This is a genomic window from Microbacterium sp. C7(2022) (assembly GCF_028823665.1).
Classification (GTDB): Bacteria; Actinomycetota; Actinomycetes; order Actinomycetales; family Microbacteriaceae; genus Microbacterium.
Map to the genome: position 1 here is coordinate 118078 of NZ_JAPEHV010000006.1, position 16328 is coordinate 134405.

13 protein-coding genes are annotated in these 16328 nt (G+C 65.7%); 1 reads left to right on the forward strand and 12 read right to left on the reverse strand.

The annotated features are described in order from the left end of the window. Nucleotides 1–53: 53 nt before the first annotated feature. The 5 genes from ON062_RS10955 to ON062_RS10975 form a co-directional block, all read right to left on the reverse strand. Nucleotides 54–617, reverse strand: coding sequence for a DUF4190 domain-containing protein (locus ON062_RS10955; protein WP_274647176.1), 564 nt, complete (start codon nt 615–617; stop codon nt 54–56). A gap of 72 nt (nt 618–689) precedes the next feature. Beyond that, the gene (locus ON062_RS10960) at nt 690–2165 is read right to left on the reverse strand and encodes an aspartate ammonia-lyase (protein ID WP_274647177.1); all 1476 of its coding nucleotides are present in this window, start codon (nt 2163–2165) and stop codon (nt 690–692) included. Between the two features lie 151 nt (nt 2166–2316). Beyond that, complete coding sequence (locus tag ON062_RS10965; protein WP_274647178.1) at nt 2317–3228, reverse strand: phosphodiesterase; 912 nt, start codon at nt 3226–3228, stop codon at nt 2317–2319. A gap of 28 nt (nt 3229–3256) precedes the next feature. After that, nucleotides 3257–3589, reverse strand: a complete 333-nt coding sequence (locus tag ON062_RS10970) for a peptidase (protein WP_274647179.1) — start codon at nt 3587–3589, stop codon at nt 3257–3259. Further along, complete coding sequence (locus tag ON062_RS10975; RefSeq protein ID WP_274647180.1) at nt 3586–4854, reverse strand: inorganic phosphate transporter; 1269 nt, start codon at nt 4852–4854, stop codon at nt 3586–3588. Before ON062_RS10975 ends, ON062_RS10970 begins: the two co-directional genes overlap by 4 nt. Before the next feature lie 186 nt (nt 4855–5040). On the opposite strand from ON062_RS10975, the gene ON062_RS10980 reads away from it, so the two are divergent. Next, nucleotides 5041–7155: a S9 family peptidase gene (locus tag ON062_RS10980; protein ID WP_274647181.1), complete on the forward strand. Its 2115-nt coding sequence runs from the start codon at nt 5041–5043 to the stop codon at nt 7153–7155. Nucleotides 7156–7215: 60 nt separating this feature from the next. Here the strand turns inward: ON062_RS10980 and ON062_RS10985 are convergent, their stop codons facing one another. The 7 genes from ON062_RS10985 to deoC all read right to left on the reverse strand — a co-directional run bounded on the left by ON062_RS10985 (nt 7216) and on the right by deoC (nt 16304). Continuing rightward, nucleotides 7216–8244 (reverse strand): ATP-dependent 6-phosphofructokinase, encoded by a 1029-nt coding sequence (locus tag ON062_RS10985; RefSeq protein WP_274647182.1) that lies wholly within the window; start codon nt 8242–8244, stop codon nt 7216–7218. A gap of 109 nt (nt 8245–8353) precedes the next feature. Next, nucleotides 8354–10507 (reverse strand): DEAD/DEAH box helicase, encoded by a 2154-nt coding sequence (locus tag ON062_RS10990; RefSeq protein WP_274647183.1) that lies wholly within the window; start codon nt 10505–10507, stop codon nt 8354–8356. 198 nt (nt 10508–10705) lie between these two features. Continuing rightward, complete coding sequence (locus tag ON062_RS10995; protein ID WP_274647184.1) at nt 10706–11605, reverse strand: glycerophosphodiester phosphodiesterase family protein; 900 nt, start codon at nt 11603–11605, stop codon at nt 10706–10708. A gap of 77 nt (nt 11606–11682) precedes the next feature. Continuing rightward, complete coding sequence (gene coaBC, locus ON062_RS11000; protein ID WP_274647185.1) at nt 11683–12942, reverse strand: bifunctional phosphopantothenoylcysteine decarboxylase/phosphopantothenate--cysteine ligase CoaBC; 1260 nt, start codon at nt 12940–12942, stop codon at nt 11683–11685. Between the two features lie 34 nt (nt 12943–12976). Next, complete coding sequence (locus tag ON062_RS11005) at nt 12977–13837, reverse strand: aldehyde dehydrogenase family protein (RefSeq protein WP_274647186.1); 861 nt, start codon at nt 13835–13837, stop codon at nt 12977–12979. Beyond that, nucleotides 13834–15273: an aldehyde dehydrogenase family protein gene (locus ON062_RS11010; protein ID WP_274647187.1), complete on the reverse strand. Its 1440-nt coding sequence runs from the start codon at nt 15271–15273 to the stop codon at nt 13834–13836. Before ON062_RS11010 ends, ON062_RS11005 begins: the two co-directional genes overlap by 4 nt. 14 nt (nt 15274–15287) lie before the next feature. After that, nucleotides 15288–16304, reverse strand: coding sequence for a deoxyribose-phosphate aldolase (gene deoC, locus ON062_RS11015; protein ID WP_274647188.1), 1017 nt, complete (start codon nt 16302–16304; stop codon nt 15288–15290). Nucleotides 16305–16328: the final 24 nt, after the last annotated feature.

Consider the following 16328-nt stretch of genomic DNA (forward strand, 5'->3'; position numbering starts at 1 on the left):
ACCCCGAGGGGCCGCCGTTCTCACGTGATCGCGGGGCTTGCCCCCGCGATGCCTCACATGTCGAGTACTTCGGTGCAGTCGATCGGCACGCCTTCGACCTCGAACACGCCGGGGCCGTTCGTGACGCAGAACTCGTACACCTGCTGGGTTCCTTCGGCGATCAGGGGGAAGAGTACCGCGAAGAAGATGATCAGGAAGATGATCCCCAGCACGAGGAGTACCGAGCTGATGATGATCGCCGCCAGCGCGAAGCCGTTCTTGGCGCCCGCCTTCTTGCTCTGAACCAGCGCCACGATGCCCAGGATCAGAGCAATCAGCTGCATGAAGAACGACAGAATGAACGCGACGATGCCCAGAGTGCGCCCGGGGACGGACGCCGAGACGGGCGCTCCGTATGCCGCCGGTGGCGCCGAAGCGTAGGGCTGCTGCCCGGGCGCTGCCCCGTACGGGGGCGCCGAAGGCGCCTGCGAGTATGCGGGCGGCGAAGGCGCCTGCGAGTATGCGGGCGGCGGCGTCGCGCCCGCGGGAGGCGGCGTCGTGCTGGCGGGCTCCGCCGGAGGTTGGGGTGCGCCGCCGCTGTTCGGGGGCGTCTGGTTGGGGTTCTGCGGGTCGGTCATTGCGATCCTCTCGGTGGTCTACGCATGACCGTAGCGCTCGCGCGCGTGGGCGTGCAACGCCCACGCGCGCGCTCACTCACGACGCTCGGCACCCTCTGGAGCCAGTTCGGGAAGAACCACAGGAATCGCAGCGGTGACTGCTTCCAATCCCGATAGTCGAGCGGGCGAGAGCTGCTTGGTGACGTCCTCGCGCGTCATGAGCCCTGCCTCGACGACCAGATCGGCGACGTTGCGGCCCGTAAGCAGAGCGGTCTTGGCCAATGCAGCCGAGGCCGCGTATCCGATGAACGGTGTGAGCGCGGTCACGACGCCGACTGACGTCCCCACCATGGTGCCCAGTCGTTCACGGTTGGCGGTGATTCCCTCTACGCAGTTTTCGCGGAGCGTCCGCATTCCGCGTCGCATCCAGGTGATGGACTGAAAGATCGAGTGCGCAATGATCGGCTCGAACGCGTTGAGCTGCAGCTGGCCGCTCTCAACCGCCATCGTCACCGTCAAGTCGGCACCGGCCACCGCGAAAGCGACCTGGTTGACGACCTCGGGAATCACCGGATTCACCTTGCCTGGCATGATGCTCGAGCCAGCTTGGCGCGGCGGAAGATTGATCTCTCCGAAGCCCGCTTGCGGGCCGGAGGACAGAAGGCGCAGGTCATTGCAAATCTTCGACAGCTTGATCGCGTTGCGCTTCAGTGTCGAGGAGAACGACATGAAGGCGCCGGTATCACTGGTGGACTCCACCAGGTCTGACGCCGTCTCAAGGTCGAGGTCCGTAATCTCGCGGAGGTGGCGCAGCACGGCGGCCCCGTACTCCGGGTGCGTCGTGATGCCGGTGCCGATCGCGGTCGCACCCATGTTGATCTCGTACATGAGGTACGCGTTCTCTTTGAGCCGGCTGTAGTCCTCACCCAGCGTGGTGGCGAAGCCGTGAAACTCTTGGCCGAGAGTCATGGGCACAGCATCCTGCAACTGGGTACGTCCCACCTTGAGAACATCGTGGAACTCCACCGCCTTTTCGAGGAACGCCTTGCGCAGAAGGTCGAGTTCGTCCAGCAGCGTCAAAAGGTCGAGACTCAGGCCGACCTTGATCGCCGTGGGATACACGTCGTTCGTCGACTGGCTGCGGTTGGTGTCATCGATCGGAGACAGGAACGCGTAGTCACCTTTCTCACGCCCTGCGAGCTCGAGCGCGATGTTGGTGATCACCTCGTTGGCGTTCATGTTGGTCGATGTGCCGGCCCCGCCTTGCACTACGCCGACGACGAACTGGTCGTGGAACTGTCCGTCGATGACCAATTGTGCTGCGCGGTCGATCAGATCGGCTTTCTCGGGGTCGAGCACGCCGATCTCACGGTTCGCGCGGGCGGATGCTTGTTTGACCATCGCAAGCCCGCACACCAGATCCTTGTACACCGAGATCGGTCGCATCGAGATCGGGAAGTTCTCCAACGCGCGCGCGGTGTGCACCCCCCAGTAAGCGTCGGCCGGGATCTCCAGCGATCCCAGGGAGTCCGTTTCGGTTCGTGTCCGCGTCGTTGCGTCCTGTGCCATGGTGATGAATCCTCGTGAGTTTCAAGGGCGATGGGATGCCACGAGCCTAGCCCTCGACACGGTGGTGGCAGCTGTACGCACGGGCCAGAATCGACCACATCCTGTACACGATGGCGCTAGCGAACAACGCAGAGCGAGCGGAGCGCTGAAGTCAGCTCACCGGCTTGCGCGAAAAGCGCTCCAAACGCTCAGCAGGCGTCAATTTGGCCATCGCGTCCACCCACTCGGGTGTGAAGTAGTCCCCGGTATCGGCGCCGGCTACCGGCACCACGGCGTGGGTGATCGTGTCGTCGTACACGTGCACGAGGTGGAAGGACTGACCGGCATCCATCCCGTTCACGTGCATCGCCGGGCGCGCGAGATTCATCGTGTAGCACGTGGCCGATGCAACGCTCACCGGGATGCCCGCAAACGTGCCGCTCGTGGAGTAGTGGAGGTGCCCAGCCAGGATCGCCCGTACGTCACTGCCGGCAATCACCGAGGCGAAGCGCGACTGATCGCGCAACTCGAGGATGTCAAAGAACGGGATATGGCTCGGCAACGGCGGGTGATGCATCGCCAGGATCGTGCCGAGCGGTGCTGGCTTCGACAACACCTCCCCCAACCACGCAAGCTGCTCGTCATCGAGGTCACCGTGATGCCACCCCGGAACAGTGCTGTCGAGCGCGATAAGGCGCAGACCCGCCAGATCCCACACTCCCGTCACCGGGTCTTCGGTGGCCGCCCGGCCGAGTAGGTCCCTGCGCATCGCTGGGCGCTCGTCATGGTTACCAGCCACCCATATGATGGGGGCGCCAAGTTCCTGAGCGACCGGCTCGACGAGGTCACGCAGTGCACGGTAGGCCTCGGGCTCGCCCAGATCGGTGAGATCGCCCGTGAACACGATCGCATCGGGGGCGATGCGCATCTCACGGACGGACTGCAACGTGCGCTCGAGGTTCGCCACCGTGTCGTATCGTCCGGCCAGTGGCACCCCACCCGCCATCAGATGCGTGTCGCTCAGATGCAGCAGCGTTCGACGCGCGGGCGCATGCTGACCGAATTGCACGGGCGTGGCATCCATAACCCCAGCCTATTCGGGGCAGAGTCGCTCAGTGATTGAAGACGATGAGCAGGATGCCGTAGAGCACCGTTGCGATACACACACCGAAGCACGCGTAGGCGAGAACGAGCGAGAACTTCTTCTGACTTTCGGTCAGCGGGCTCTTCTTCGCCGCCTTGGCCGCGGCCTTTTCTGCTCGCCGGGCCTCCTTCTCGGAAATGACGGTGATGGCGTCGGTGAACTCGGCCGGCGCCACCACAGGCGCACGACCGGCACGGACCAGCAGGCGCAGGCCCACCGCGTAGAACCCCACCAACACGACCGAGGCAAGCAGAGCGGCGGCAAACACCTGCAGGAAGGCACCCCAATCGATGGCGATCACTGCTTCGTCTCCTTACGCGCCGCCTTGGCGTCCTTCGTGGCACGGCGTTCGTGGGCCGCCGCGCGCCGCGCTTCTTCGCGGGCGAGAGCCCGCTGTCGGCGCGTCGGCGGCGGATTCCGCTTGACCTTTACGGCAGCACCCGAATCGGCGACCTCGCTCATCGCATTGCCGGCGTGTACGGCATCGCGACGTGAACGCAGGAACAGTCCGACGATGATGACCACCGCCAGAATCGCGTCGATGAGGACGCCCCAGCCGCCGAGGAAGACCACGATGAGAGCGGCCAGGCCACCCACGGCGCCGGCGGCGGGAAGTGTCAGGATCCAGCCGATCATGATGCGGCCCGCTGTGCGCCAGCGTACCTGCGAACCACGGCGCCCGAGACCCGAACCGATGACCGAACCCGAGGCGACCTGCGTCGTCGACAGCGCAAAACCCAGCGCGCTCGAGGCGAGGATCGTCGAGGCCGTCGACGTCTCAGCGGCGAAGCCCTGGGCAGGCTTGACATCGGTCAGTCCCTTGCCGAGGGTGCGGATGATCCGCCAGCCGCCCATGTACGTACCGAGGGCGATCGTGATCGCGCACGCGAAGATGACCCATGTCTGCGGGTCAGCCGAGTTCTGCCATCCGACGGTGATCAGCGCCAAGGTGATGACACCCATCGTCTTCTGAGCGTCGTTCGTGCCATGGGCGAGCGCGACGAGGGATGACGTGAAGATCTGCCCCCAGCGGAATCCATCGCGTCCGTCGGGTTTGCTGTCGTAGCGCCGTGTCAGCACGTAGGCGAGCTTTGTCACGGTGAAGGCGATGACACCCGCCGTGACCGGCGCGATGAGCGCAGGGAGGACGACCTTGCTCATGACCACGCCGAAGTCGATGCCCTGAACGCCGACGCCGACGAGCGTCGCGCCGATCAGGCCACCGAACAGCGCGTGCGAGCTGGACGAGGGAAGGCCGAGGAGCCACGTGAGCATGTTCCACGTGATCGCGCCGATCAGACCGGCGAAGATAATCGCGGGGAACAACGTCGATGAGATCTCGGCTTCGCGGATCATTCCGCCTGAGATCGTCTTGGCAACCTCAGTAGACAGGAACGCGCCGACGAGGTTGAGGATGGCGGCGAGCAAGACAGCGGTCTTGGGCTTGAGCGCGCCGGTCGCGATGGGTGTGGCCATTGCGTTCGCTGTGTCATGAAAGCCGTTCGTGAAGTCGAAGAACAGCGCGAGTGCGATGACCAGCACGATGATGAGGGCTGCGGATTCCACCGGTCGCTTTCCGTAGGGTGTGTGGAGTGAATGCCGACGAAATCGGCGTGACGAACGAAAAGTTCACCGTGTGTTCAGGAACCGGCAACCGGCCACGAAGAATCCTTACACCGCATCGCCGCGCGGTCAACTCAGCTCGGGCTCGAGGCGCGATGCCGCAGACGTCTGCTGAAGTAGCGTGGAGTCGTGACCGCTGAAAACGCCGAGCCCACGCTCGTTCCTCCCGTCGCTTCCGTTCACCCCTCCACGCGCTCCCATCACGGCGACGACGTGGAAGATCGGTACGAGTGGCTCCGTGACAAGGACGACGCCGCCGTGATCTCCCACCTCGAAGCCGAGAACGCCTACACGCACGCGCGCACCGCGCACCTGGAACAGTCGCGCGAGACGATCTTTGGCGAGATCAAGGGGCGCACCCTTGAGACCGATTTGTCCGTACCTACGCGCCGAGGAAGCTGGTGGTACTACGGGCGCACCGTGGAGGGCTCGCAATACGGCATCCAATGCCGCGCTCCCCTCGCCTCTCCCGATGACTGGACACCTCCCGAACTCACCCCCGACGTGCCGGTGGACGGAGAACAGGTTCTGCTCGATGGCAACATCGAAGCTGAGGGTCACGACTTCTTCTCCCTGGGCAGCTTCGAGGTGAGCAACGACGGCACGCGAATGCTGTTCGGCGTCGATACCGCCGGAGACGAGCGCTACACGATTCGTGTGCGCGACCTAGAAAGCGGCGAGCAACTCGCGGACGAGATCGCCGGTACCGGCGCGGGGGCGAGCTTCTCCCCCGACGGCGCGCACATCATCTACACGACCGTCGACGACGCGTGGCGCCCCGACACCGTGTGGCTGCACGAGATCGGAACCTCGACCGACGACGATGTGAAACTCTTCCACGAGCCGGATGAGCGGTACTGGGTCGGCGCGGGTTTCACCCGCAGCGACCGCTATCTCATGATCGGACTCGGATCATCGATCACCTCGGAAGAGTGGCTGCTGGACGCTGATGATCTCCGCGGCGAGCCGCGCGTCGTGTGGCCGCGCCGTGAGGGCGTGGAGTACGAGTCGGAGCACGCGGTCGTGGAAGGCGAGGACGTGCTGTACGTCCTGCACAACGACGGTGCGCTCGACTTCGAACTCGTGCGAGTTGCGGCATCCGACCCTCAAGGTACGCGAACCACCGTGATCGAACACAACCCAGGGACTCGACTGCTGGGAGTCTCGACGTTCCGCGATTGGGGCGTGGTGGGATACCGGCGCGACGGTCTGGCGCGACTGGGTCTCCTCGACTATCACTCGCACGCCGTTGACGAACTTGCGTTCGACGAGCCACTGTATTCGGTCGGCGGTGGCGGCAATCCCGAGTGGGCGCCACCCGTGCTGCGACTGTCGTACGGCTCGTTCATCACCCCGGGCAGCGTGTATGACCTCGACATCGCGTCGCGCACGCTGCACATGCGCAAGCAACAGCCTGTGCTCGGGGGGTACTCGCCCGACGACTATGCACAGGCGCGCGTGTGGGCCACGGCAACCGACGGCACCCGTGTTCCCGTCTCGCTGGTATGGAAGCGAGCGTTCGGGGAGGCCGGCTCAACCCCTCGCCCGTTGCACCTGTACGGATACGGATCGTACGAGCACTCGATCGATCCGGGGTTCTCCGTTGCCCGTCTGTCAGAACTCGACCGCGGCGTGATCTTCGCGGTCGCCCACGTGCGCGGCGGCGGCGAAATGGGCCGTCAGTGGTACGAAGACGGCAAGCTGCTGAACAAGCGCAACACCTTCACCGACTTCGTGGATGTGGCCCGCCACCTGGTAGATGCGGGATACACGACCCCGCAGCAGATGGTTGCCGAGGGAGGATCAGCCGGTGGCCTGCTGATGGGGGCTGTCGCGAACCTCGCGCCGGACCTGTTCGCGGGCATCATCGCGGACGTTCCATTCGTCGACGCGCTGACGACGATCCTCGACCCGTCGCTGCCGCTGACCGTCATCGAGTGGGACGAGTGGGGCGACCCGCTTCACAACGCCGATGTCTACGCGTACATGAAGTCCTACACGCCCTACGAGAACGTGCGCTCCGACGTCACGTATCCGCGCATCCTCGCGGTCACCTCACTCAACGACACGCGCGTGCTGTACGTCGAGCCGGCCAAGTGGGTGGCTCGTCTGCGCGAGGTGGGCGCCGACGCGCTGCTCAAGTGCGAAATGGTGGCCGGGCACGGCGGCGTGAGCGGCCGGTACAACGCGTGGCGCGAGCGCGCGTTCGAACTGGCCTGGATGTTCGACGTTCTCGACGTATAGTCAGGCGGATGCCACAAAGGGCGGCTCTTCGCAAAGAGCCGCCCTTTGTCGTCGCTGTGACTAGCCGAACAGTGCGGCTGCCTCGTCGTAGCGGTAGCGCGGAACCGTGTTGAGCTCGCCGAGCGCCTCGGCGAAGGGCACCCGCACGATGTCTGTGCCTCGCATAGCCACCATTTGACCCCAGGCCTGGTCGACGATGGCGTCGGCAGTGTGCAGACCCAGGCGCGTTGCGAGCACGCGATCGAACGCCGACGGCGACCCGCCACGCTGGATGTGCCCCAGCACGGTTGCGCGGGTCTCGATTCCGGTGATGCGCTCGATCTCGGGTGCGAGTACCTCGCTGATTCCTCCCAGGCGCGGGCGGTTGAACGCGTCCAGACCCTTGTCGCTGTATGCCTCTTCCATGCCGGTGAGCGTGAATCCTTCGGACACGACGACAAGCGGCGCGCGGCCGCGATCGTGAGCCTTCGTGACGAGGTCGGCGATCTCGTCGATGGACTGCGGGACCTCAGGGATGCAGATGGCGTGGGCACCCGCAGCCATTCCGGCGTGCAGCGCGATCCAGCCCACGTGTCGGCCCATCACCTCAGCCACCATGCAGCGCTGGTGCGAGTCGCCGGTCGTGCGGAGTCGATCCATCGCATCGGTGGCGATGTTCACGGCCGTGTCAAAACCGAAGGAGTAGTCGGTGGCGCGCAGATCGTTGTCGATCGTCTTGGGAACACCCAGCACGTTGATGCCGTCGTTCGCGAGGCGGTTGGCTGCGGCCAAGGTTCCCTCACCGCCGATGGCGATGATGCCGTCGATGCGGTGGCCGTACATCGTCTTGGCGATGTTCTCAGCGCCGCCGCGCGGACCCTCGTACGGGTTGGTACGGCTGGTACCGAGAATCGTGCCGCCGATCTTCGACAGGCCCTTCACGTCGTGGCGAGTGAGCGGGAAGAAGTCACCGTCGACCACGCCACGCCAGCCGTCGCGGATGCCGACGAACTCGATGTCGTATGCCGTCGTGCCCTTGAGCACGACGCCGCGGATGACGGCGTTGAGCCCGGGACAATCGCCGCCGCTGGTCAGGATGCCGATCTTCATTCTGTGGTCCTCGCTCGTGTCGGGTGAATCAGGTCGGCGACGCTGCCTCACCCGACATTAGCGCCGAGTCCTCCTCGGTGCTACACGGGCGGGCGGTGCCGACTCGAGGTTAATCGCCGCCCAGCGCGCGTCGCACCAGGTGCATCAGCGCGGAAAGCTGCACCGAATCGCTCGACTGAGGATCGACCGCTTCGCCATCGAGCGCACGCGCTGCCAGGCCCTGCTTGGAGTCGATGAGCTCGGCGATCTTCGTGTCGATCGTGTGCGCCGCGATGATGCGCCACGCCGTGACGGGCTCGTCTTGCCCGATACGGTGCACGCGGTCGATCGCCTGCGTCTGCTCCGCGGCTGTCCATGACAGCTCGGCGAGCACGACGTTCGACGCCGCCTGCAGGTTCACACCGACACCCGCGGCGGTCAGCGAGCACACCGCGACTCCCACGTCCGGGTCGTTATTGAACTCGTCGATCGCCTGCTGCCGCACCGCGGCCGTCTGATCGCCGCGCAGCGAGACCGATCTGACGCCGACACTGGCGAAGTGGCTCTCCGCGGCATCCATCACATCGATGTGCTTGGCGAAGAAGACCACCTTGCCCACCGAGCGCTGGAGCTGCGCGGCATAGTCGGCGGCAAGCAGCGCCTTGGCCTGGCCGATCTTGCGCACCATGGTGAAAACGTTCTCGGCTCCCGTGCCGGCGGCCTTGGACTCTTCGAGTTCGTTCTGCGCGACCAGTCGCACGATGTCGGTGTCGATCTCGCCCGGGGCCAACCCGCGATCTCCGCGAGCTTCGATGATGCGCCGGTAGCGACCCGCGAGTCGCTCCCCCAGTTCGCGCTCTGCGGCACGGATCGATCGGCCAAATTCGTCGTCCAGTTCGACGGGAAGGTCGGCGATGAGCTTGTCGGGCAGATCGGCGGCGACGTCCTTCTTCTTGCGCCGAACGATCCCCATCGAGATCACCGCATCGCGCGCCTCGGGGTAGAACGCCTTGTCGGCGGGCGTCAGGCCCGTCTCATCGAGCTTCTCCATGAGAATCGGGCCAGGCTTTTCGCCGGTGGTCCAACCGAGGAATCGCCAGATGGCGTCGAAGTCCTCGACGTCGTTGATCAGCGGCGTACCCGTGAGCGCCATGAGCAACGGATCGCGCACCTGCTCGCGAATGCGCGATGCCAGAGCGAGGACATTCTGGGAGCGCTGCGAGGTGAGGTTCTTGATGAAATGCGCCTCATCGACCACCATGCCGCGAAGCCCCAGTGCCGACAGCCACGACAGGTGCCGGTCGAGAATTTCGTAGTTGACGATGAACACATCCGCGAACGCGTCGATGCTCTCGCCGTCACCCTGAATGACGGTCGCCCGCCGCTGCGGAGTCCACCGTTCGACTTCGCGCGCCCAGTTCATCTTCACCACGTTGGGAACGACGACCAGTAAGGGGTACGCATCGGCGACGGATGCCGCGAGAACAGATTCCGCGGTCTTACCCAACCCGGGCTCATCCGCCAGCAGGAACGTGCGATGCCCCTGACGCACCGACTCGAGGAACCGCGATTGGTGCACCATGACCTCGAGCCCCTTGGGCGAGAGGCGGTCGTACTCGGGCACGGGAGGAAGTTCCATCGAGGCATGGTTACCGCCCGCGCCGGTTTCGAATGCCTTGTACAGCGGCCCCATGAGCTCCCAGCCATCGAGCCGGCGCCGCGGCGTGTCCTTGGGGGCGCGCAGCGCAAGGTCGGGCGCGAGGAAGGGATTCGACATTTGACGCGCTTCGACCTGGGCGGGAACCACCTGTCGATCTGCCAACGCGGCCGGCACCACCGGGGCGGCTTGCGGCTTCGCATCGGTGATGATCAGCTCATCCGGCGGCAGTTCGGCACCCGACTCCAGCAGCCAGTCGCGGCGCATGCGCCGGGCCACGGGCGAGGTGGCCTGGTCGACTTCGAGCAGTTGGATCAGGGAGGTGTCACGGGCCGCGGTCTTGGCGAGAATCGTCGCCACGCCGTCGAGCCGCTTGAGCAGTTCGACCCGCGCGGACTCGGCGATCTCGGTGTCAGCCTTGACACGGGCGCGCTCTTCGCGGACGAGGAACGCGATCACCTGGAACTTGACGCGATTGGTAGGCCCCAGCTTGCCGCGCTGCGACTTCGCTTCGATCTCGCGCACCTTGCGCGCGAGGATCGGGATGATGGGGGCTTCGTCGTCGCGACGCGAGGTCGAAGTCTTCCTGCGTCGTGCGGACGACTGGGCGGACGCCGTGGTCGGCATGCTCCTCCTGAGCGTGAGATTCCGGCTTCGCCGGCGGGTGCCGGCTTCGCCGACAGTGCTATGTGCATCCGCGGGCGGCGGTGCCGTCACGAACGCGGATTCGGAACCTGTACCGACGGCCGCGGGCACTCGCTTCTGCGAGCTGCGACGTCGCCTGGTGGTGTTCCGCGGCTCAGTCTAGCGGAAACACCGCGGGGTTCACTCCCGGCCCGCGTAGGCGCGCTGCCAGCGTGAGAGCGTTTCGGGATCATCGGTGACAATTCCGTCCACCCCCAGTGCCGTCATCGCCTCCCATTGACTGTCGCTGTTGAGCGTGTACACGACAACGCGCTTGCCGGCATCGTGGAGTTCGTCCACGATTTCGGGGCGGGCGTTCACCGCGCGGGAGCTCACGATGATCCCCGGCACCTGCGCCTCGTTCGTGGCGACCACGATGTCATCGGGCAGGGCACTGAGAACGAGGAGGCGAGAGATACGCTCATCCGCGGCCGCTACCTCCGCCAACGTCATGGCATCGAAGCTCGCGACGACGACCTGACGCTCGAGATCTGTTGCCACGACCGCGTCAACGAGCGACGCCGCGGCCTCAGGGGTCCACTGGCCCTTCAGTTCGAGAATCGCCCGACCGTTGTAGGCGCGGAGCAAGTCGAGCACCTCCTCGAGGGTGGGAACTCCCACGCCGGTGAATTCTGACGAGAACCACGAGCCCGCGTCGAGCGCACGCACCTGGTCGAGCGTGAGGTCGCACACGCATCCGGTTCCGTCCGTCGTCCGATCCACCGTCGCATCGTGCATGAGCACGGCGTGCTGGTCTGATGTGAGGGCGACATCCACTTCGACGTAGCCATAACCGCCGGCTACCGCCGATCGAATCGCGGGAATGGTGTTCTCCGGCGCGGTTGCACCGCCGCCGCGATGACTCGCGATGAATGCCTCGTCGCCGGGGCTCCGCGCGTCCCCCCACAACTCCCCCGGACTCACCCTCGCCGGGCTCGCACCGAGGAACGCGATGACGATGCTGGCGACGGCCAGCACGCACACCACCAGGAGCGAGTGTGCCTGCGCACGGGCGCGCGCGGGCAGCAATCGGTCGGGCATCGGGCATGTCCTCCGGGTCGTTCGCCGCGTCTTCTTCGACGCGGTGCGACCACTCTACATGCGCTGTTACCTTTTCGTTACTTTTCTTCGTCGCGATTCCTGCGAGTGGCGGCAACCGCGTCCCACAGGCCCTCGGCGGTCGTGCGTTTCGTGCCGCTGACCTGGCCCGTAACCTCCCCCGCAGCGTCGAGGAACATCAGCGTGTTGTCCTCGGCTTCGAAGGCTTGGTGCCACCCCACCTCGTTGACTGCGAGCAGATCGACACCTTTCCGGCGCGCTTTGCGGGCCGCCCGTTCGACGAGCGACTCCCCCTCCGCCGGTGTTTCAGCGGCGAACCCCACGAAGATCTGTCCGGAGCGACGTTCGGCGACCAACTCGGCCAGCACATCCTCGGTTTCGACGAGATGAAGGGTGAGTCCAGACCCACCCACCGAGTCCTTTGTGATCTTGCGATCTGCCATGTCGGCGGGGCGGTAGTCGGCGACGGCCGCGACCATCACCACCACGTCGGCAGCGCTCGCCGAGCGGCGCATCGCGACCGCGAGTTCGCTCGTCGTACCCACCCGCTGGATCTCGATCGCAGGATGACGGGATGCTTCTGCGAGCACCCCGTCGTCCACGTGCGCGGCGACAAGGGTGACCTCGGCGCCACGATCGGCGGCTGCGAGTGCGACGGCCGCACCCTGCCGTCCGCTGGACCGATTGCCCAGATAGCGCACCGGATCGAGTGGTTCCCGCGTTCCTCCGGTCGAGACCACGACACGAAGACCCGCGAGATCCTGCGCATGCTCGTCTGATACGGGCATCGCTGCGGCGCTCGCAATGACCACGGCGGCGGCGGCGATCGCTTCGGGCTCGCTCATGCGTCCCGCGCCGCTGTCTCCCCCGGTGAGCTCTCCCGACTCGGGGCCGATGACGTGCACGCCGCGCGCGCGCAGAGTGGCGACATTCGCTACCGTGGCCGGGTGTTGCCACATCTCGGTGTGCATCGCGGGGGCCACGACGACAGGGGCGCGCGTGGCGAGGAGCGTCGTGCCGACCAGGTTGTCGGCGATGCCCGCAGCCATCTTCGCCAGGGTGTTGGCCGTCGCGGGAGCCACGACGATCAGATCAGCGCGCTGCCCGAGGCTCACGTGTCGCACCTGCGCGACGTCGTCGTGAACCGACACCGTCACCGGGTTCCGGCTGATCGCCTCCCACGTCGGCAGGCCAACGAACCGCAGCGCATCCTCGGTCGGGACGACATGCACGTCGTGGCCGTCTTTGATGAGAAGGCGCACGAGATGCACAGACTTGTAGGCGGCGATCCCCCCGGTCACGGCAACGACGATGAACACTCGTCGATCTTCGCACGTACGCCGCGGGCGCGGCCTACTTCATGCTCTTCGTATGCCACACGGTCTTGGTTTCGGTGAATGCCGCGATGCGTTGCAGGCTGGGCGCGGCATCCGTCCCCGATTCGGGTGGGAGCACCCGCATCAGAGTCTGCGCAGCAGCGATCTGCAGATCCACCCAGTCGATCTCCCCCGCTCCGGCCAGATCCAGCGCATGCACGTCGGCGTGCGAAGCCAGCCAGGGCGCGATCTCGGCGGGCGAACCGGTGAGCACGTTGACCGTGCCGGGCGGCACGTCCGAGGTCGCAAGCACCTCGCTGAGGGAGATGGCGCTGAGCGGATGCTGCGAAGAGGCGATCACCACGACAGTGTTTCCCGTCACCAGCGGCGGTGCGATCACCGAAACCAGGCCGAGCAGCGACGAATCCTGCGGCGCGACCACGGCCACCACTCCGGTGGGCTCGGGTACCGAGATGTTGAAGAACGACCCTGCGACCGGATTGCCGCCGCCGGCGACCTGCCCGAACTTGTCGCACCATCCCGCGTACCAGACCCACCGGTCGATGGCCTCATCGACCTCGGCTGCGGCGACGGACTTACCGACCCCGGTCTGCGCGATGATCTCGTCGATGAACTGCCCGCGGCGCCCTTCGAGTACCTCGGCCACGCGGTACAGCACCTGTCCACGGTTGTACGCGGTTGCGCCCGACCATGCGCCGAAGGCGCCGAGCGCCGCGGCCACGGCATCCCGAGCATCCTTCCTCGACGCCTGCGCCGCATTGGCGAGAAAGCCGCCCTTCGCCGTGTGCACCTCGTACGTGCGTCCCGACTCGCTCCGAGGGAAGGCCCCGCCGATGAACAGCTTGTATGTCTTCGGCACCGACAGCCGCGTGCTCATGCTGCCCCCTTCAGATAAGCCAGCAAACCGTGGCGCCCGCCCTCGCGACCGAACCCCGACTCCTTGTACCCACCGAACGGGCTCGCGGGATCGAAGCGGTTGAAGGTGTTCGCCCAGATCACCCCCGCGCGCAGCTTGTCAGCCACCGCGAGGATGCGTGATCCCTTGTCAGACCAGACACCCGCAGACAGACCGTACGGAGTGTTGTTCGCCTTCGCGATCGCCTCGGCGGGAGTGCGGAAGGTGAGCACCGAGAGCACCGGTCCGAAGATCTCATCGCGCGCGATGCGATGACTCGTCTGCACGTCGGTGAAGATGGTCGGGGCGAACCAGAATCCCTTGTCGGGGATCACGCAGTCCGCGCTCCACCGCACGGCCCCCTCTTCTTCGCCGATGCGACTGAGCTCGCGCACCCGCTCCAACTGCTCTTTCGAGTTGATCGCACCGATGTCGGTGTTCTTGTCGAGTGGGTCGCCCAGCCGCAGGGTCGACAGTCGGGCCTTGAGCCGCTCGACCACCTCGTCGTGGATGGACTCCTGAACGACGAGGCGGCTGCCGGCGCAGCACACCTGGCCCTGATTGAAGAAGATCCCCGTGACGATTCCGTCGATCGCCTGCTCGATAGGGGCGTCGTCGAAGATGATGTTCGCCGCTTTCCCCCCGAGTTCGAGAGTCACCTTCTTGTCGGTTCCGGCCACGGCGCGCGCGATGTCTCGGCCGACGGGCGTCGAACCGGTGAACGCCACTTTGTCCACGTCGGGATGCCGCACCAAAGACGCCCCGGTCGCCCCGGCTCCCGTGATGATGTTGACGACGCCCGGCGGCAGATCTGCCTGTTGCAGAATCTCCGCGAACAACAGGGCGGTCAGCGGCGTCGTTTCGGCGGGCTTGAGCACGACGGTGTTGCCGGCGGCGAGTGCGGGCGCGATCTTCCACGCGAGCATCAGCAACGGGAAGTTCCACGGAATGACTTGCGCGGCGACGCCGAGTGCGCGGGGCGCTGGCCCCAGGCCGGCATAGTCGAGCTTGTCGGCCCACCCTGCGTAGTAGAAGAACCATGCCGCGACCAGGGGCACGTCCACGTCGCGGCTCTCTTTGATCGGCTTGCCGTTGTCGAGGCTTTCAGCAACGGCGAGTTCTCGCGCACGTTCCTGCACAAGCCGGGCGATGCGGAACAGATACTTCCCGCGATCCCGACCGCTCATTCGCGACCATGTCTTGTCGTAGGCGCGTCTCGCGGCCGCCACCGCGGCATCGACATCCTCGTCGGACGCCGCCGCGACAGATGCGATGCGCGACTCGTCGGCGGGTGAGATCGTGTCGAACGATTCACCCTGCCCTGGGCGGAATTCGCCGTCAATGAACAGTCCGTATTCGTCGCGCAGCCGTAAAATCGCGCGAGACTCGGGAGCGGGTGCGTAGTCGAGAAAGGCCATGATGTCCCGTTCGTTCAGTCGATCGTGAGGTAATCCGCGCCGGTGTAATGCCCGTGCGCCATCTTCTGTCGCTGTCGAAGCACGTCGTTGAGCAAACTCGACGCTCCGAATCGGAACAGGTGGGGTTGCAGCCATTCCTCGCCGAGCGTCTCGGCGACCGTCACGAGGTACTTGATTGCATCCTTCGAGGTGCGGATGCCACCGGCGGGCTTCACGCCGATCTTGACGCCGGTTGCGCGATACCAGTCACGCACCACCTCGAGCATCAGCAGCGTCACGGGAAGCGTGGCCGCGGGTTGGACTTTGCCCGTCGAGGTCTTGATGAAGTCGCCGCCGGCCAGGATCGCCAGGGTGGACGCGCGCCGAATGTTGTCGTAGGTCTGCAACTCGCCGGTCTCGAGGATCACCTTCAGCGAAGCCTGCGTTCCGTCTGCTCGTCGGCACGCCTCTTTCACTTGCGCGATCTGATCGAAGACCACGCCGTATCGGCCCGATAGAAACGCCCCTCGATCGATCACCATGTCGATCTCATCCGCCCCTGCGGCCACCGCGTCCGCGGTGTCGGCGAGCTTGACCGCCAGCGAAGCCCGCCCGCTCGGGAACGCGGTGGCGACGGCGGCAACGCTCACGCCGCCGTCGTCGGGGTCGCCGTGCGCCGCCCCCAGCGCCTCGCGAGCATGCTCGACCATGTCGCCGTACACGCACACCGCCGCCACACGCGGGCACGACGGGTCCGTCGCATCCGGATTCACAGCTTTGGCCACGAGCGACCGCACCTTCCCGGGAGTATCTGCGCCTTCGAGTGTCGTGAGATCGATGAGCGAAATGATGCGATCGAGGGCCCATGCCTTCGAGGTCGTCTTGATCGAACGCGTTCCCAGGTCGGCTGCGCGTGCGTCGAGGCCCACCGCGTCGACGCCCGGCAGACCGTGGAGATAGCGACGCAGCGTGGCGTCATCAGGCGAGCCGCCGAGCAGGGCGAGCGCCCTGTCAGGACGTGAAATCGTGTCGGGCGTGGACGTGGTGGCCATGATCCTCCTCGATCGTCGTGCCGC